Origin of the sequence: Flavobacterium sp. B183, from assembly GCF_023539155.1 — a bacterium.
Lineage (GTDB): Bacteria > Bacteroidota > Bacteroidia > Flavobacteriales > Flavobacteriaceae > Flavobacterium > Flavobacterium tructae.
Genome location: NZ_CP097434.1, coordinates 4,245,162 through 4,263,385 on the forward strand (window position 1 = coordinate 4,245,162; position 18,224 = coordinate 4,263,385).

Here is an 18,224-nt window from a genome sequence, read left to right on the forward strand (position 1 = left end):
TTACTCTTTACTCTTTTACATCTTACCCTTTTTGTTCAATACTTCCAACTTTTGATCTAAATATTTCACAAACTCTTCTTTCGATTTAATTCCGTTTGGCTCTTGTTCCCAGGCGCCTAAAAAATAAAAAGAAGTTGCTTTTGTAGTAGGCTTAAATACTAAAAGATAATCTAAATCTGTATCGGGAGTATTTTCGATGGTATTAATTTGATAAAAAATGGCCATTCCTAATTTGTCCGGAACTAATGACTGCTGACCATACGTGGCCAGATAAGCCCATTTTTTATTTTTGCTTTCTTTTTTAAGAAGCTCCGTATTTTTCTGCTTTACAATTCCGGTACAGATTCCTTTTATTTCTTTGGATGCCTGAATGGTATGCTGCGTGTACAGTTCATTGGGTTTAATGGTCAAAACTGAGGTAAAATCAATTTTATCCGAAGCCGTTTTCCATCCATAATATTGCACTTTTACCCCCGATTCATCGGTTTTATTTACTACTGTTGCAATAGTTGAATCTACTTCATAGAAATGCAATTTTTCATTGTTTAAGTAGCGATCTATGGATCCTATCCCGATTCCTTTTCCTGCTTTTAGAATATCGGCTCCCCAATCGCTCATCTCGTGATAGGAATCAAAATTATCCTGACCTACTTTTGGCAAAACAATTTCTGATGTTTTTTTACCGAAAATGTCAATCGCATTTCGCCAGTCTAAGTACAAACGATATCCAATTCGATTACTTTCCCAGCCTGGTCCTTCGTAACGAATGTCAAAAGAATGGTCTGTATGCTCCGGTGCCAGTTTCAGTCTGTCGACATTTTTAAATACAGTTCCTCCGATATATTTACGGGCTTCCCATTTTCCGTCTGTTTTAGCAGAAATTTCGGCATACGTTTTTGCGGTTTTCATATCATATTTCTGTGCCTTAACCGCTGTAATACCGACTAAAAGTAAGGTTGCTATTGTGATTTTTGTTTTCATTTTTTACTGTAATTGTTTAAATATTCTGTCTAAAAATTGTGTTGTATATTGAACCGTTTCTTCAAACCATGGCTGAAAAAACCAAAAGGAATGCGGTGAATCTTTTATGGTTCTGACCTCATTATAGATCTTATTTTGGTTTAAAATTGCAATCATATCCTCTCTTCCTGCATGAAACCGATCAAAACTGCTGTTGATGAACAGTGTCGGCGGAGTGTTTTTATCGGTATGGTTTAACGCCGATGCCTTTTCCCAGTTCTCCCGTTTTTCCTGATAAGTGCCGTTTAACCAAAAAGCAGCCATTTCTCCTTCTTCCGATTCCGGATGCTTAAACGCTAAAATTCCATCTACATCAATTATTGCGTTCACTTTTGCTGAGAATCTACTCTTGTTCGCAGGATCTTCAAAAGCGGAATTTTTATTTGTTGTACCAATCAAAGCTGCCATCTGACCTCCTGAAGAGCATCCAAGTACGGCAATTTTGTTTGGATCTACATGAAATTCTTTCGCATTCTCTTTTATAAACTTAATGGCATTTTTTATATCATAAACCGCCTGTGGATATTTTGCTTCGGGCGATAATTGGTATTCTATGGCAAAACAGGAATATCCTTTTGAACTGATTTCCTGCCCCAAAACCTGCATCTGATTTTTATTCCCCGATTTCCAGCCTCCTCCATGAATCAAAATTACTCCCGGATTTGTATTTTCAGTTTTGTTCCAATAGGCATCGAGATGTAATGCTCTGTTTTGACTCTTGTGATAGATTATATTCTCCATTTGAATCACATTTGCCCTGTTTTTCGCTTCTGCTATTTTTATAAACGGATATTTCTTAATCAATTTAGTATATGTACTATTTACGGTATAAGAAGTATCTGCAGTATTATGATTCTGCGCCAGAACTATATTCGAAAAGAGCCACAAAACAATTCCTATTCTTTTCATTTTTACTTATCTGATTTATTCGTTAAGAAAGGAGCCTGATTCAGGATCAGGCCCCTTTTTAACTTCCTCAAAAAAACGTAACCTCAAAATTTTTAAAACCACTAATCATAAAAACCTTTTTAATAAGCCGGGTTTTGAGGGTAATTTTTACTTCTGTTCAAATCTAATGCTGACTGTGGTATTGGTCTTAAAATTTTAAGATTACCATTCTGTCCGTTAAATACGTTGGCATTGGTGATTTTAGGATTGTATAAAACTGCTCTTTGTACCAATGTACCGGTACGTTTCAAATCGAACCAACGGTGGTATTCTCCTAATAGTTCTCTACCTCTTTCGTCTAATATGGTATTGATATCAATAGTCGTCATTACCGGAATTGCTCCTACAACTCCGCCTCCTGCTCTTCTTCTTACTTCATTCAAACGTGTTAAAGCTGTCGCTGGCTGACCTGCTTTAAAGTAAGCTTCGGCGGCAACCAGATAGGTTTCTCCCAGCCTTGCTACAATAAAATCACGGGTACTGCTTCTGTTGGTTGCTGGGGTGATCGGTGTAGTGTTGTAGTTGGCACTGGTGGCACCGCTGTATGGTGCATTTGGATCGTCGAATTTACGAACCGGAATCAGGTTGTAATCACCACCTGAAGCGGCAGCCGAAGAATAAGTTCCCCAATTGTGGTATCTGAAAGTTGCTGCATTGGCTTTTCTTGAAGCATTAGCGGTATTCCAGGCAGCTCTGTCAGCTAAAGTAAACCAGCGTGGCTCGTAAAAATCTGTAATTTTCAAAGCCGTTTTATCCGTTACGGTATAAAAATCGTAGTATCGGCTGTAGATTTCGGTCATGAAGGTATTTTCCCAACGTTTATCGCCCTGCTCATACAATGATAATGCGTAAACTGTAGGACAAAGTGTGTAACTTCTGTTTGGATATGGGTTACCTGCTGCTGCTGCGCCTAAGTACGAACTAAACCAGTAGTTTTGTGAACTTCCCAACGCTGTTACTCCTGTAGCATTCGAAGCTACTGAAAACTGAACGGAGAAAATGGTTTCGGCATTCATCTCGTTCCCCGGTTTTACCACATCCGCAAAAGATACATTAAGTCCTTGTCCGGCAATTACCTGATCTGCTAAAGAAGCTGCGGTAGTAAAATCTGCCGGTGTTCCAAAAGTTTCGTAACCTTTAGTCAAATATACTTTTGCTAATAAATCCTGAACGGCTCTTTTATTCACTCTTCCTGTATAAGCCCCTGTGCCCACTGCCGGAAGCGCTTCGTTAAGGTCTTTTAAAATTTGTGTGTATACTTCTTCTGCTGAATTTCTGTCGAAAGAGGTAATAGCAGTATTAATATTCTCTAATACAATCGGAACGCCTCCGTAAGTCTGAACCAAAAGGAAATAAGCATTTGCTCTTAAAAATTTCAGTTCCCCTACTCTTGTATCTACTGTACTTGCTTTTTCGGTAAGGGTTGAATAATACAATCCTTTGTTAGCTTGCTGAATGGCCATGTAACAAGTTCTGTACAATAAATCTACTCCGGCTGACGAAGAAGAAAGAGTTAAATATTTAGCCAATCCTTCCGGCTCCTGATTTCTTCCTTCAGAGTACATATCGGTACCTGCTTCAAACAGCCACGGATCACCGCCGTATATATCTTTTAGAGTGGCATAATTGGTGTTGACCAATGACTCAAACCCGGGAGCAGTAAGAAAATATTGTTCTGCCGAACCAAAGGCGCGGTTGTCTTCTTCGATAAAATTGGAGCACGAATTAAATGTCGTCGCCAGTATTGCTATAACTACTACTATTTTTTTCATTTTTCTTAATTTAAAATTTTAAACTTAATCCCATCTGAACGGTCCTTGTCGCAACACGATTCACTGCTAATGCTGCAGTTGCCCATTCAGGGTCATATCCTTCGTAATTGGTAAATACAAAAGGATTCAACACATTCACATAAAGTCTTAAACTTTTAATTTTCAATTTGCTTACTAAATCCTGATCAAAACTATACCCAAAAGCGATGTTTTGAATTTTTACAAATGAAGCGTCTTTGTAGAATGCTACGTTATTGGTATCATAATAAACTCCTGCTCCACGTGGTAACGGATTTGTATTGGAGTACTGGGCCGCTATACCTGCGCCATTAGCCGGAATATACCAGTCTCCAAGATCTAATTTTTGACGCCCTCTGTCGGTAACATCTGCAAAGTTGTCGTGGAATCCACTAAAGACAGTCATTCCCTGATTGGTGATTAACGACATTGACAAATCAAATTGTTTTACTTTTAAAGTAGTAGAGAAACTTCCGGACCATTTAGGATCGTAGTTTCCTAAAATAGCTCTGTCGTTATTGGCGTCAATTTTTCCATCGTTATTCAAATCTTTTACTTTTGCTTCTCCCGGTTTCTGACCGTAAGAAAGGGCTTGTGCTGCCTCACTCTCCTGCCATACTCCATCAAAAACATAGTTGTAATAAGAGTGCACATTCTCTCCGATAAATAAATTATTCCCAACATCACTTACCTGATCCTGACCGTAAATAGACTCCAGTTTGTTGACGTTTTTAGTAAAAGTGAAGCTGGTCTCCCAGGTAACATTTTTAGTTTGAATGTTTTTAGTAACCAGCGCCACCTCAATACCTTTATTTCTGATAGAACCTACATTAGAAGTAATAGTTGGTACTCCGATTTCTAACGGAAGAGCTTGTTGAAACAATAATTTTTTCGACACACGATTGTAAACGTCTACACTACCCGAGATTCTATTGTGAACAAATCCGAAATCTAAACCTAAATTCACCTCTTTTGTTTTTTCCCAGGTCAGGTTTGTATTTCCTAAGTTTGAAGCCGTGTAACCATTTGCGATTGTACCATTAAAATCATAATAAGTCGGATTTTTTAAAACGCTTAAACTTGAATATGGTTTTACGTTATCGTTTCCTGTGTAACCAATGCTTCCTCTAAATTTGAAATTAGAAACAAAATCTAATTTTTTCATAAATCCTTCCTCATGAACATTCCATCCTAAAGCAACAGAAGGAAAAGCAGTCCATTTATTGTTTTCGGCCAAAACTGATGAACCGTCATAACGTACCGAAGCAGTTAACAAATAGCGCCCTTTGTATGCATAATTCAAACGGGCTGCATACGATTCTAAAGTATTTTTAAAGTACGGAGTAAACACTCCTGAAGGAATTAAGGCAATAGTACCGCTTGATGGTGTCAATGAGTAGGTAGACTGAACTCCTGAACCCAAATTGTAAAAACTGGTTTCGAAAGGATTTTCTCTTGACGCTGCAAAATATGTTTCGGTAGCATTAGAATAAAAACTCTGAAGTCCTAAAAAGCTAAAAACGTGATCTTTATTTAAGGTGTAGTTGATGTTAAACTGATTGTCCCACGTATAATTGAAATTGTTCACATTCGTTACGTCCCCTGATGGTAAACTTTTATTTTTAAGACCAAAATCAGTTTGAGCGCCAAATGATCTTCCTTCTCTGGCATCCATTTTTCCTGCTGAAAAAGTAGATTTGAACGATAACCAACTGTTGATTTTATATTCTCCAAAAATATTACCAATGGTCGTAAATCTTTCTATTTCATCTGTTGAATTTGCAATTTCTAAAAGCGGATTGTAAGAACCTGTTTTGTTAATCGCTAAATTTCCGTTAGGATATCTCAATGTACCCGGCTGTTGCGCATAAGTTCCCACAATTTCGTTACCGGCTGCATCTATAGCCCAAGGAGAAGTATACGGATTTTGTCTGAACGCTTCCTGCATGGCTGTTGGACTTCCTAACTGTTCAGAGGTTTTAGAAATGGTTAGGTTTACTCCAAATGAAATTTTATCGTTTACCTTATGGTTCAAAGCTGCTTTAAGATTGTATTTGTCGATTCCCTCATTGTCAATCACTCCGGTTTCTTTTTGAGCTCCTAAACCAATGTTGTACGACAGTCCGTTATCGGCACGACCGGAAACATTTAAGTAATTGTTTTGCATCATTCCGCCTTTAAGAACCGCATCCTGCCAGTTGTAGCTTTGATTCTTAGCCACTCTCTGAAATAACACAGGGTTTGTACCCGCCTGTCCTACAGCAGCATTCAATTCTGAAGCATCAATATCGTTATAGGTTGGATTGGTTGCTGAAATAGTAGTTGCTAAAAATGCCGATTGATGGTAATACCACCATTTTTCAGGGCTCATAAATTTTGGTAATCTTACAGCCTCTTTGTTACCGTAAGAGCTGTCAAAAGTAACGGTAACACCAGACTTAGCGCTTGTTCCGCTTTTGGTCGTTACAATAATAACCCCGCTTCCTCCTCTGGAACCATAAATTGCGGCAGAAGAGGCGTCTTTCAATACGTCCATTCTAGCGATGTCCTGTGGATTCAGGAAGTCAATATTATCAGTAGGTACGCCATCAACCACAAAAAGCGGTCCAGAACCATCTTTATTGATCGAGTTTGTTCCTCTGATCACAACGTTAAAACCGTCACCAATACGACCGCTGTTTGAAGTTACCTGAACTCCTGCAATACCTCCCTGAATGGCTTCCATTGGATTTGTAACGTTTCTTTCGGTTATTTTAGCTGCCGATAAGGTGTTAACAGCACCTGTAAGATCTGTTTTTTTACAGACCCGTATCCTACAACCACCACTTCATTAAGTGAGTTCGATTGCTCAGCAAGACTCACATTCACTTTCGATTTTCCTGCAATGCTCACTTCCTGTGTCTGAAAGCCTAAGTAGCTTACAATTAAAATAGCTTTGTTACTGGTGACATTTATTTTAAAACTTCCTTCAAAATCTGTAGAGGTGCCGTTTTTAGTTCCCTTTTCCTGAATGTTTACACCAGGCAATGATAATCCCGTAGCATCTGTAATTTTCCCCTCCACTATAGTCGATTGCGCATAAGTTGCGCTGCTCAACAAAAAATTCAGGAAAAATAAAAATACAAGACTGTATTTTATTTTTTTCTTTAATAGTTGTTTGGTATTCATAGTTTTTTAAAATGGTTTGGTTAATTGATAGTTTTTAATTCGTAAGTTATTCTACTTTTTTTCATTGATATAGGTATTAATAAATTGTATGTTCTTTACATTTTTAAGCAAATGCACTGAATCTACTTTTTGAATGACAACATTTTTAAGCGTAATATTTTCTACAGGAGATTGCTCATAGCCTTCTGCCCATACTCCATATTTCCCTCCATTTTTGACGTTTATATTCTCCAAGCTGATATTTCTGATGGTTGGAATAAAATTGCCGGTTTGTGAACCGTAAACATTGTAAAACATATTTAATTTTAAAACACATTCTTTTACAGTACCCACTTCAAGGTTTCGAACGAATACATTTTCAATGACTCCGCCTCTTTTTGAATTGGTCTTGATTCGGATGGCACGATCCAAATTTGGACTGTCCATAACGCAGTCTTCTACAAAAATAGTATTGACACCGGCCGATATTTCACTTCCAATAACTACTCCGCCATGACCGTCGATCATTTTACAATTCTGAACGATAATATTTTTGCTTGGAATTGCTACTCGTCGTCCATCGCCATCGCGACCTGCTTTGATCGCGATACAATCGTCACCAGTATTAAAAGTACAATTCTTGATAAGTACATTTTGTGAATATTCAGGATCACAACCGTCATTATTAGGACCATGACTGTTTACGGTAACTCCGTCAATGATAATGTTGTTTGATTTTAAAGGATGTAAAATCCAAAAGGGAGCATTTATAATGGTAACATCTTTAACCAAAATGGTACTACATTCAAAAAATTCAATAAAATTAGGTCGCAGATAGCGCCCCTCACCAAAAATTCTTTCTTTTATCGGAACCCCATTTTCGGCCATATCGATCAAAACAGCACGATTTTGAGGATCATTCTGCGAAGGAATTCCTTTTTTCCAGCCGTAATCTTTACCACCGGACCAAATCCACCAGTTCGTAGCATCTGCCTGTCCGTTTAGGGTTCCTTTTCCGGTAATGGCTATATTGGTTTTGTTTTTGGCGTAAATAAGCGGCGAATAATTTATCAGTTCTGTTCCTTCAAAGGAGGTATGAACCATAGGATATTCTTTGGGATCGATGCTAAAAAGGACTTCCGCATGATCCTCTAAATGCAGGTTTACATTACTCTCTAAATGTATGGCGCCTGTTACATATTTTCCATCAGGGATCAACACTTTTCCTCCGCCGTTTTGAGCACATGCTTTTATTGCTTTTTCAAAGGCCAGTGTGTTTAATGTTTTTCCATCAGCGACTGCTCCAAAATCATTAACATTATAGGTCTTATCTAAAAAACGGGTTTTAGAGATACTCTTTACAATTAAATCTTTGTTTTTCCAGGGATCAGATTCAGAAACAGTTAAAGCCTGCTTTCCACAAGACAGCATCGTGAAAGCTGTTGTAGCTGCCATTAAAACTGATTTAAACATTCTAACTTTCCCTGTAATCATGTTATTCTATTTTAGGATTGATTTACAAAACAGTGTAATTATGTAATCGATTACACGAAAGTAGAAAAATAGTTTTAATGCACCAAATTTATTTGAAAATTAATTATATATTTAATTTTTATTACGGAATATAATTACACTTAATGTAAAAAATTAGATAATTTATTATCATTGTAGAATCGAAATCGTTTTAATTATAAATTATGGTAATCGATAACAATATGTAAAACGTTATAAAAAAAAATGTATTTTTGTCAGAGATAAATATGAAAAACCATTTTTAATGAGCGAAAAGATAACCATTTACGATATTGCCGAAAAATTAAATATCACCGCTGCTACCGTTTCGCGGGCATTAAACAATAATCCGAAAATAAAAGAGAGCACGCGCGAGTTGGTTATTAAAACTGCGGCTTCAATGAACTATAAGCAAAATAAGCTGGCGCTCGCCTTAAAAAGCGGCCGAAGTAATAATATTGGCGTTATAGTTCCGCGTATCGACAGCAACTTTTTCGCTTCGGTTATTCGGGGAATAGAAGAAGAACTTCATCCACATGGTTATCAGGTAATTATTTGCCAGACGCACGAAAATCCGAAAAGAGAAAACGAAAACTTATATACTTTAATAGATGCCCAGGTTGACGGTATCATCATGTCGGTTACCGATGTAACGGGAGAAAACGACGGTGCTTTTCAATATGTTTTGCAAAAAAATGTTCCGCTTATCTTTTTCGACAGAAGCAAACATATTGACGGAGTCAGTTCTGTAACCATAAATGACTTTAGAGGCGGTTACCAAACTACTAAACATTTAATTGATGAAGGCTGTAGAAATATTGCCCACCTATCAGGAGATCAGTCGCTTGAAATCTTTAAAAACCGATTTTTAGGGTACAAACAGGCTTTATTAGACAATGGAATAACTTTTGACGAAAAATACGTCATTCCTGTAAAGAGTACTGTTGATCACGGAAAGCAGGCTGTAGAGACGTTACTTCAATTAGAAACACCTCCTGATGCTATATTTTCATCGAGTGATTTTGCCGCTTTAGGCGCTATTCAGGAACTAAAAGAAAGAAATGTCAGTATTCCTAAAGAATTTTGCGTAGCGGGTTTCAGTAATGAACCTTTCACGAAATTTATGGAGTTATCGATTACTTCTGTAGATCAGTCTCCACTTGAAATGGGTAAAATGTCTGCTCGTGTTTTTCTGGAACAGGTGGACAAAACGGAGACGATTAAAATAGAAAAAAAGGTAGTTCTTGCTCCGGAATTACACATTCGTAAATCTTCATCAAGAACTAGCTTTTAAGTTATTTTTTACCATTAAGATAGTAAGGCAAATTAAGTTTTGCCTTTTTTTTCCTCAAACCATTAAGACATTAAGACAGATTAAGTTTTTGCCTTTTTTAAGCTTCCAAAGACTATGTTTCTATGTGTTAAAACAAATTTCACACAACAGGTTAAGTAAAACTTCTATACTACTTAATGAAACTTAATATCTTAATGGTTCAAACAAAAAAAACTCACTGTTAAGTGAGTTTTTTTTATATAATGCTTTATTTTTCTAGAGTGAAACCCCTCTCTTCCAGGGAATAAAATCGTTTTGGTTTAAGATTGCTGCTTTGGTTTTAATGGTACCGCTGGCAACATCGATGATAAACTCCAACATTTCATCAGCCATTTCGTCGATGGATTTTTCTCCGGTGATAATACCACCAGTATCAATATCAATAATATCGGACATTTTTTTAGCCAGGTCGGTGTTAGAAGAAATTTTCACTACAGGAGCAATCGGATTTCCTGTCGGAGTACCTAAACCAGTGGTAAACAATACCATATTAGCTCCCGAACCTACCATTGCCGTTGTACACTCGACATCATTTCCAGGCGTACAAAGCAGCGTTAATCCCGGTTTCGAAATGTATTCGCCATAATCAAAAACACCGGTAATTGGTGATGTCCCTCCTTTTTTAGCGGCTCCTGCCGATTTCATGGCATCGGTAATCAATCCGTCTTTTATATTACCCGGAGAAGGATTCATATCAAAACCTGAACCGGCATCTACTACGGTTTTTTCATACCATTTCATTAATTCTAAAAAGCGCTCTCCACTTTCATCTTCTACACAACGGTTGACTAATTCCTGCTCTACTCCACACAATTCAGGAAACTCCGAAAGAATGGTAGTTCCTCCTAAAGCAGCCAGTAAATCTGAAGTTACTCCGAGAGTCGGGTTAGCCGAAATTCCGGAGAATCCATCAGATCCACCACACTCTAAACCTATTTTTAGTTTGGATAAAGGTGCCGGAGTTCTTTGTACTTCGTTTGCTTTTTTAATGGCTTCAAACGTATCTTTTACCACACTACTCAACATGGCTTCGATTGTCCCGATTTGCTGTTGATCGTAAATCAAAACCGGTTTTTTACTGTTTGGATTTATCGCATCTAAAGCATCTTTAAAGATCTGAATTTGCAGGTTCTGACATCCCAGACTCAATACAGTTGCTCCAGCCACGTTTGGATTGTTTACATATCCCGCCAATAATTTAGCCAGACTGTGCGAATCCTGACGAATACCTCCACAGCCACCCTGATGTGTGATGAATTTTACTTCGATGTTGTTGAATAAATTAGCCTCGTTTGAAGCAGCTTCATTTCCGGCTCCACCGGTTTCTGACTTCACCAAAGAACGAAGTAACAACTGATAATCGTTCTCTTTGGGTTTCATTAATTCTTTTTCGAAAATATCTTTTAGAATTTCGATGTTTCTGTTTTCGCAAAATACTAACGGAAAAAACAACCATACATTCTCGGTTCCAACTTGTCCGTCTTCTCTGTGATAGCCCATGAAAGTTCTGTCTTTCCACTTCTCAATATTAGGAGCTGTCCAGCCAATCGTTTCTGTTTTTCCGGTTACTTTATCACTTTCGTGTTTGACATTAGCCGTAGAAAGCAAACCTCCTTTTTCAATTTTAGCACTCGCCTTTCCTACCAGAACTCCATACATAATAATCCTGTCTCCTGTATTAAAAGGAACCATCGCGATTTTATGCTTCATCTTCACATCACTCTCAACAGTAACAGCCGAACCTTCAAAATCAATCACCTCACCTGCTGAAAGATTTACCAAAGCTACTGCTACATTATCTGTAGGGTGAACTTTTATTAATTTTTTTTGCGTTGCCATAACTAAACTTTCTGAGTTATATTATTTATTTGTTTTTGAAAATTGGCAAAACCATTTTCAATTCCGTTTGCATCAATTTCTTCCAATGCGGCTGTAATTCCTTTTGTTAATCCCGGTACCAGCGTTAAATCCTCGTCCCAGAAGCTTTTATTCTGCAAAGTCAATCGTGCTATTTTTTCATAATCATCCGATTTCCAAAGACTTTCGAAAAAAGAAACAATATCCTCACTATCATTAATTGGTAAAACCCCGCCCTTCCAACTTCCTTTGTAAAAACGGATCAAAGCAGCAAAAGCAAACGTTAAATGAACCGGAAGTTTTTGATGAATATCCACATATCCCGTTAAACTAGGTAATACGCGCACTTTGAATTTTGAAATCGAGTTTAATGCAATTGAAGACAGCAAATGCTTGATAAACGGGTTTCTAAAACGGTCCAGAATTTCTTCAGAGAAACTGGCCAATTCTGCCTTATCCATGTTCAACGTTTCATTGATCTCTTCAAAAACAGCTTTGTTTACAAAATCACCGGTAAAAGCATTGTCAACGGTTTCTTTGACGGTCTCGTTACCATAAAGCATTGAGAAAGGAACCATAGCGGTATGTGCTCCATTCAGAATTCTCACTTTACGTGTACGATACGGCTGCATGTCGGCTACGATTTTTACATCCAGCGCTGTTTTTTCAAACGGAAGTTTTGCTTTCAGTTTATCATCTCCTTCAATTACCCACAAAAAGAAACTTTCGGCACTTACAATCAAATCGTCTTTATAATCCAACTGACTGTTGTACTCTTCTATTTGGTCTTTCGGATAACCGGGTACAATTCTGTCTACTAATGTATTATGAAAAGAACAACTAGCTGTCAACCAAAAAACAAATTCATTTTCTAATTTCCAGTCCGCACAATATTTTAAAATAATTTCTTTTAAAGTATCTGAATTGTAATTGATTAATTCGCAAGGAATAATTGTTAATGCTTTATCTGCCGCTCCTTTAAAATGCTTGAATCTTTCATATAAAAGCACCGTTAATTTAGCCGGAAAGGAAACCGGGGGCTGCATACTCAACTGATCGGATTCGATATATTCTATACCTGCTTCCGTTGTATTTGAAATGATAAAAGCCAATTCTTCTTCTCTGGCCAAAGCCAGATACTCCTGAAAAGACGCATAAGGATCAATTGCTTTTACGATATTGGAAATCAGTTCTTTCTCCTGAATCTCTTCTCCTTTTTTAACTCCTTTCATGAACAAAGTATACAATCCGTCCTGAGCATTAATCATGTTCACCAAACCTCTGTCGATAGGCTGTACTACGGCAATTCCTGCGTTAAAATCAGCTTCCTGATTTAATTTTTGAAAAGCATATTCTACAAAGGCTCTTAAAAAGTTACCTTCTCCAAATTGAACTATTTTTATAGGAAGTTTTTCTGAAAGCCCTGAGCTCACTCTGTTTAATTTTTCCATTACTTTTTCTCTTAAAGTGTTATAAATAATCACGTTTAATACCTTATTTATCTCTGATTATTTCCTCTCACTGTAAAAGAAACATTACACTTGTGTAAGGAAAACAAACCTTGCTGTGAGGACTCACAAGATTCATTTATCAAGCGTAATGCTCAATTACAATTTCTAAAATCTAAAAAAAACGCATGTTAAATAAGGACCTATATGATTACCCTTATATATTTTTTAATACTTTTTATAATATCCAGAACCTGACTAACTTTTGTTTTTAATCCGTCATAATCCTGTTGCTCTAATATCTCTTTTGAAATTAACTGTGATCCAATTCCCACGCAGGTTGCTCCCGCACTAAACCACGAAGTCAGACTATCAACTGTTGGCAAAACTCCACCTGTTGGCATGATATTCGTCCACGGACATGGGCCTTTTATTGCTTTGATAAATTCAGGTCCGTAAATATCACCCGGAAACAATTTTACAATTTCACATCCTAATTCTTCGGCTCTTGCGATTTCGGTAAGTGTTCCGCAGCCCGGAGACCAAAGTACTTTTCGACGATTACAGGCAATTGCAATATCTTCTCTAAAAACCGGAGTCACAATAAAATTCGCTCCCAAACTCATGTACAAAGATGCTGAAGCCGCATCAGTAATAGAACCAACACCAAGCATCATTCCCGGTAATTCTGCTAAAGCATACTTGTTTAATGCTCCAAAAACTTCATGGGCAAAATCTCCTCTGCTTGTAAACTCCATTAATCTTGCGCCTCCATCATAACAGGCCTTTAATACTTTCTTGCTTATTTCGATATCTGAATGAAAGAATAGCGGAACCATTCCGTTTTCTTTCATCATTAAAGCCACTTCAATTCTTGAATATTTTGCCATATTTAAATCAATTATCTAGATACTAATCCGGTAGCATCACCATCTATCATATTTTCAACTTCTTTTAAGGTTACCAGATTATAATCTCCGGCAATGGTATGTTTTAAACAACAAGCAGCCACAGCAAAATCTAAAGCTCTTTGCTTGTTGTTTTGATATTCCTGTAATCCGTAAATTAAACCTCCCATGAAAGCATCCCCGCTTCCAACACGATCTACAACAGGAGTCACTTCTTTTACGGCTGCCTGATAAATGGCTTTACCATCAAATAAAACCCCTCCTATTCTTTGATGTGATGCACTTACGGAGTACCTAAGGGTTGTTGCTGCTATTTTTAAACCCGGAATCAACTCAAACAATTTGCTGTACAAAACCGGAAGCGATTTCTCATCCTGATAATTCGGATTGACTTTCGGAATTCCCAACATAAAATAAGCGGTATCAATATCTCCTAAAATAACATTGCTGTATTGCAACAGCTCCGGCATTACATCACTTGGTGTTTTTCCGTATTGCCATAATTTTGATCGGTAATTCAAATCGCAGGAAATTGTAATTCCCAGTTTATGTGCTGCTTTAACGGCTTCTAAACAGGCTTCGGCGGCACTTTGGGAGATTGCCGGTGTGATCCCGCTCCAGTGAAACCAATTGGCTCCCTCAAGCACTTTCTCCCAGTCAATCATTCCTTTTTCGATAGTTGCCATCGAACTGTGTGCACGATCATAAACCACATTACTGCCTCGTGTTCCGGCACCGGTTTCCAGAAAATAGATGCCTAAACGCTCTCCTCCGTAAACTACATTTCCGGACGTTACATTCATTTTTCGCATTTCTTTTACTGCCGAAGCACCAATTTCATTTTCGGGTAATCTTGTTACAAATTCGGCATTCAAACCATAATTAGCCAAAGACACGCAAACATTAAATTCACCGCCGCCATAAGATGCTCCAAATGCTTTTGCCTGCGAAAATCGCAAGTGTCTTTCTGTCGAAAGACGCAACATAATTTCCCCGAATGCAACTACTTTATTCATATAATTTTATTGTTTTACCAGTAAAAGATTTTTTTACCATTAAGATATTAAGAAAATTAAGCCTGATGCTTTTATTTGCCACAGCTTACACTGATTAAAAAGATACTCAAACTCTTTCCTCTATATTCTTTGCTCTATAATCTCTCTTCTTACTTAAAATTTAAAATACTCTTTTGCATTATGATAGGAAATATCCGAAACCAGTTTCCCTATCCACTCCATATCATTTGGAAGCTCTCCACGTTTGATTTCATCCCCTAAAAGATTACATAAAATACGTCTGAAATACTCATGTCTCGGGAAAGACAAAAAGCTTCTCGAGTCTGTCAACATTCCCACAAAACAACTGATTAAACCCATATTTGAAAGAGCATTTAATTGTTTTGTCATTCCGTCTTTCTGATCTAAAAACCACCAGCCCGATCCAAACTGAACTTTCCCTCTGACACTTCCGTCATTAAAATTTCCAATCATGGTTGCCATCACTTCGTTATCGGCCGGATTCAGGTTATAAATTATCGTTTTCGTCAATTTATCTTTACTGTCCAAGGCATTTAAAAAGCCGGATAGTTTTTGTGCCTGCGGATAATCTCCAATAGAATCCCAACCTGTGTCAGGTCCTAAAATTCGGTGCATGCGGGCATTATTGTTTCGCAAAGCTCCAAGGTGAAATTGCTGTACCCATCCAAACTCATGATACGTCTCGGACAAGAATAACAATACGGCACTTTGAAATTTTAAAATCTCTTCGGGAGTTAAAATTCTGTTTTCTCTTTTCTTTTTGAAGATGCTATTAATTTCATTCTCTGTAAATTCTTCGAAATAAATCTGGTCTAAGCCATGATCACTAAGTTTACAGCCGTTTTGATTAAAGAACTCAATTCGGTTTCGCAATACACTGCACAAATCAGCGTAGGTATGAATCGTAACTCCGAACACCTCCCCTAACTTGTCCAGATAGGCATTATAGCCATCATTGGAAATTAAGATCGCTTTATCAGGTCTGAAGGCCGTACTCATTTTAGTTCCAATTGGATTCTTTGCCAATTTTTGATGAAACTCAAGACTGTCAATCGGATCTTCGGTCGTGCAAACCAATTCAGCATTTACTTTTTTAAGCAGATTTTGCGTACTGTAGGCCGGAGAATTAATTTTCTCGGTTGCTTCCTGGTATATTTTCTCTGCCGATTTTTCATTCAGCAAATCATATATATCAAAATAACGCGCCAGCTCTAAGTGCGTCCAATGATACAAAGGATTACGCATGGTGTATGGAACCGTTTTGGCCCAGTTTAAGAATTTATCTTTGTCAGGAGCGTTTCCGGTCACAAAATGCTCGTTGATTCCCAAGGTACGCATTGCACGCCATTTGTAGTGATCTCCGTTGATCCACACCTGTGTAATGTTTTCAAAAATTTTATCTTCAGCAATAAACTGAGGATTCAAATGATTGTGATAATCGATGATCGGCTGATTTTTGGAATAATTATGATACAGCTCTTCTGCAAATTTATTTTCAAGTAAAAAATTATCGTTTATGAAGGTATTTGAACTCATGATTTTTTTGATGTAATTGAGATAATTATTCGTTTGATGGCTTCCCGATTGTTGCTAAGATTCCACCATCAACATACAAAATGTGGCCGTTCACAAAATCGCTTGCTTTTGAAGATAAAAATATAGCCGCTCCGGCCAGATCACTTGCTTCTCCCCATTTTGCAGCCGGTGTTCTACTAATGATAAAATCATTAAAAGGATGCCCGTCCACTCTAATAGGTTTGGTCTGTTCGGTAGCAAAATACCCCGGACCAATTCCGTTAATCTGAACATTATGTTTGGCCCATTCGGTAGCCATATTTTTGGTCAGCATTTTCAAACCGCCTTTCGCAGCAGCATAAGCTCCTACTGTACTGCGGCCCAACTCGCTCATCATCGAACAAATATTGATTATTTTTCCTCGCCTTCTTTCAATCATCCCTCTTACCACATGCTTTGATACAATAAACGGACTCACCAAATCAATATCAATAACCTCTTTAAAATCGGCTACCTCCATTTCAATCAGTGGAATTCTTTTAATAATCCCTGCATTGTTAATCAGGATATCAATTGGTCCCACTTCATTTTCAATTTTCCGAACTGCAGCAATAACTTCCATTTCGTCCGTTACATTAAACTTATAGCCCACTGCATGAATCCCCTCTTTTTGAAGTTCCGCTACGGCATCATCAATTTTTTGTTGAGAAGAATTTCCGTTTACCACAATTGTCGCACCCGCCTCTCCTAATCCTTTTGCCATTGCCATTCCCAGTCCGTGTGTACTTCCTGTAATCAGGGCAACTTTTCCGTTTATATCAAATAATGAGTTTGCCATATTTTTTATCTTAAATCAGTGATTTTACACACATCCATATCTCCGTAATCCAAATTCTCACCCGCCATTCCCCAGATAAAAGTATAATTACTGGTTCCCGATCCTGAATGAATCGACCACGGTGGTGAAATAACCGCCTGATGATTGTTCATCCAAATGTGTCTCGTTTCCTGAGGCTGTCCCATAAAATGACAAACGGCCTGATTTTCGGGAATATCCAAATAAAAATAAACTTCCATTCTGCGATCGTGTACGTGTGCCGGCATGGTATTCCATACACTTCCGGGTCTTAATTCCGTCATTCCCATCTGTAATTGACAAGTGGTTACAACACCTCCAATAATCATTTGATTTACGGTGCGGTGATTGGCTGTCTCCATAGTTCCCAATTCCAGCTTGTTTGCTTCTGCCAGACTCACTTTTACGGTTGGATATGTTCTGTGTGCCGGAGCAGAATTGATATAATATTTTGCAGGATTCTTAGGATCATCACTTTTAAAAATCACTTCCTTATTACCGCTTCCGATGTACAAAGCATCTTTAAACGCTAATTCGAAAGAAACTCCTTCAACGACCACAGTCCCTTTGCCACCTACGTTGATAATTCCCATTTCTCTTCTTTCCAAAAAGTAACCTGCTTTCAACGGGTCAATACTTTCCAAAGTCAGATCCTTTAACGGAACTGCTGATCCTGCGATGTATCTGTCATAATGAGAATAGGTTAACACAATCTCATCTTCCTGCATTAAATCGTCAATTAAGAATTCGTTTCTCAATTCCTGAGTATCATATTTTTTTACAGCTTCCGGGCTTGACGCGTATCTTGAACTATATTTTGTCATAATTTTAAATTAATGTAATCGATTGCGCA

The 18,224-nt window shown here is 37.7% G+C and carries 14 protein-coding genes; 1 reads left to right on the plus strand and 13 read right to left on the minus strand.

What is annotated here, in order from left to right; all coding sequences use genetic code 11:
• Positions 1–15: 15 nt before the first annotated feature.
• The 6 genes from M4I44_RS17530 to M4I44_RS17555 all read right to left on the minus strand — a co-directional run bounded on the left by M4I44_RS17530 (position 16) and on the right by M4I44_RS17555 (position 8,399).
• Positions 16–981, minus strand: coding sequence for a DUF4861 family protein (locus M4I44_RS17530; RefSeq protein WP_249965566.1), 966 nt, complete (start codon positions 979–981; stop codon positions 16–18).
• Between the two features lie 3 nt (positions 982–984).
• Entirely contained in the window at positions 985–1,929 is a 945-nt protein-coding gene (locus M4I44_RS17535) for an alpha/beta hydrolase (RefSeq protein ID WP_249965567.1), read from the minus strand.
• 119 nt (positions 1,930–2,048) lie between these two features.
• Positions 2,049–3,740, minus strand: coding sequence for a RagB/SusD family nutrient uptake outer membrane protein (locus M4I44_RS17540; protein ID WP_017495618.1), 1,692 nt, complete (start codon positions 3,738–3,740; stop codon positions 2,049–2,051).
• Positions 3,741–3,750: 10 nt separating this feature from the next.
• A complete protein-coding gene (locus M4I44_RS17545) occupies positions 3,751–6,570 on the minus strand; it encodes a SusC/RagA family TonB-linked outer membrane protein (RefSeq protein ID WP_371923046.1) in 2,820 nt (939 codons plus the stop codon).
• The gene (locus M4I44_RS17550; protein WP_249965568.1) at positions 6,507–6,926 is read right to left on the minus strand and encodes a carboxypeptidase-like regulatory domain-containing protein; all 420 of its coding nucleotides are present in this window, start codon (positions 6,924–6,926) and stop codon (positions 6,507–6,509) included. The genes M4I44_RS17545 and M4I44_RS17550 overlap by 64 nt, the downstream gene beginning before the upstream one ends.
• Positions 6,927–6,977: 51 nt before the next feature.
• Positions 6,978–8,399 (minus strand): glycoside hydrolase family 28 protein, encoded by a 1,422-nt coding sequence (locus tag M4I44_RS17555; RefSeq protein ID WP_249965569.1) that lies wholly within the window; start codon positions 8,397–8,399, stop codon positions 6,978–6,980.
• Between the two features lie 283 nt (positions 8,400–8,682).
• On the opposite strand from M4I44_RS17555, the gene M4I44_RS17560 reads away from it, so the two are divergent.
• Complete coding sequence (locus tag M4I44_RS17560) at positions 8,683–9,711, plus strand: LacI family DNA-binding transcriptional regulator (RefSeq protein WP_249965570.1); 1,029 nt, start codon at positions 8,683–8,685, stop codon at positions 9,709–9,711.
• A 255-nt stretch (positions 9,712–9,966) separates the two neighbouring features.
• Here the strand turns inward: M4I44_RS17560 and M4I44_RS17565 are convergent, their stop codons facing one another.
• The 7 genes from M4I44_RS17565 to kduI form a co-directional block, all read right to left on the minus strand.
• Entirely contained in the window at positions 9,967–11,589 is a 1,623-nt protein-coding gene (locus tag M4I44_RS17565) for a UxaA family hydrolase (protein ID WP_249965571.1), read from the minus strand.
• Positions 11,590–11,591: 2 nt separating this feature from the next.
• The gene (locus M4I44_RS17570) at positions 11,592–13,058 is read right to left on the minus strand and encodes a tagaturonate reductase (RefSeq protein WP_249965572.1); all 1,467 of its coding nucleotides are present in this window, start codon (positions 13,056–13,058) and stop codon (positions 11,592–11,594) included.
• Positions 13,059–13,258: 200 nt separating this feature from the next.
• Positions 13,259–13,945 (minus strand): bifunctional 4-hydroxy-2-oxoglutarate aldolase/2-dehydro-3-deoxy-phosphogluconate aldolase, encoded by a 687-nt coding sequence (locus M4I44_RS17575; protein ID WP_249965573.1) that lies wholly within the window; start codon positions 13,943–13,945, stop codon positions 13,259–13,261.
• An 11-nt stretch (positions 13,946–13,956) separates the two neighbouring features.
• Positions 13,957–14,979, minus strand: coding sequence for a sugar kinase (locus M4I44_RS17580; RefSeq protein WP_249965574.1), 1,023 nt, complete (start codon positions 14,977–14,979; stop codon positions 13,957–13,959).
• A 153-nt stretch (positions 14,980–15,132) separates the two neighbouring features.
• Positions 15,133–16,536: a glucuronate isomerase gene (uxaC, locus tag M4I44_RS17585; RefSeq protein WP_249965575.1), complete on the minus strand. Its 1,404-nt coding sequence runs from the start codon at positions 16,534–16,536 to the stop codon at positions 15,133–15,135.
• 25 nt (positions 16,537–16,561) lie between these two features.
• The gene (locus tag M4I44_RS17590; protein ID WP_249965576.1) at positions 16,562–17,353 is read right to left on the minus strand and encodes a gluconate 5-dehydrogenase; all 792 of its coding nucleotides are present in this window, start codon (positions 17,351–17,353) and stop codon (positions 16,562–16,564) included.
• Between the two features lie 5 nt (positions 17,354–17,358).
• Positions 17,359–18,195 (minus strand): 5-dehydro-4-deoxy-D-glucuronate isomerase, encoded by an 837-nt coding sequence (gene kduI / locus M4I44_RS17595; protein WP_017495608.1) that lies wholly within the window; start codon positions 18,193–18,195, stop codon positions 17,359–17,361.
• Positions 18,196–18,224 lie beyond the last annotated feature (29 nt).

What these genes read in the sequence shown, in the direction of transcription:
- M4I44_RS17590 (WP_249965576.1), bottom strand. Translation starts at nt 17,353, where the DNA reads ATGGCAAACTCATTATTTGATATAAACGGAAAAGTTGCCCTGATTACA.
- M4I44_RS17535 (WP_249965567.1), bottom strand. Translation starts at nt 1,929, where the DNA reads ATGAAAAGAATAGGAATTGTTTTGTGGCTCTTTTCGAATATAGTTCTG.
- M4I44_RS17555 (WP_249965569.1), bottom strand. Translation starts at nt 8,399, where the DNA reads ATGATTACAGGGAAAGTTAGAATGTTTAAATCAGTTTTAATGGCAGCT.
- uxaC (WP_249965575.1), bottom strand. Translation starts at nt 16,536, where the DNA reads ATGAGTTCAAATACCTTCATAAACGATAATTTTTTACTTGAAAATAAA.
- M4I44_RS17530 (WP_249965566.1), bottom strand. Translation starts at nt 981, where the DNA reads ATGAAAACAAAAATCACAATAGCAACCTTACTTTTAGTCGGTATTACA.
- M4I44_RS17580 (WP_249965574.1), bottom strand. Translation starts at nt 14,979, where the DNA reads ATGAATAAAGTAGTTGCATTCGGGGAAATTATGTTGCGTCTTTCGACA.
- M4I44_RS17565 (WP_249965571.1), bottom strand. Translation starts at nt 11,589, where the DNA reads ATGGCAACGCAAAAAAAATTAATAAAAGTTCACCCTACAGATAATGTA.
- M4I44_RS17570 (WP_249965572.1), bottom strand. Translation starts at nt 13,058, where the DNA reads ATGGAAAAATTAAACAGAGTGAGCTCAGGGCTTTCAGAAAAACTTCCT.
- M4I44_RS17575 (WP_249965573.1), bottom strand. Translation starts at nt 13,945, where the DNA reads ATGGCAAAATATTCAAGAATTGAAGTGGCTTTAATGATGAAAGAAAAC.
- kduI (WP_017495608.1), bottom strand. Translation starts at nt 18,195, where the DNA reads ATGACAAAATATAGTTCAAGATACGCGTCAAGCCCGGAAGCTGTAAAA.
- M4I44_RS17550 (WP_249965568.1), bottom strand. Translation starts at nt 6,926, where the DNA reads ATGAATACCAAACAACTATTAAAGAAAAAAATAAAATACAGTCTTGTA.
- M4I44_RS17560 (WP_249965570.1), top strand. Translation starts at nt 8,683, where the DNA reads ATGAGCGAAAAGATAACCATTTACGATATTGCCGAAAAATTAAATATC.
- M4I44_RS17540 (WP_017495618.1), bottom strand. Translation starts at nt 3,740, where the DNA reads ATGAAAAAAATAGTAGTAGTTATAGCAATACTGGCGACGACATTTAAT.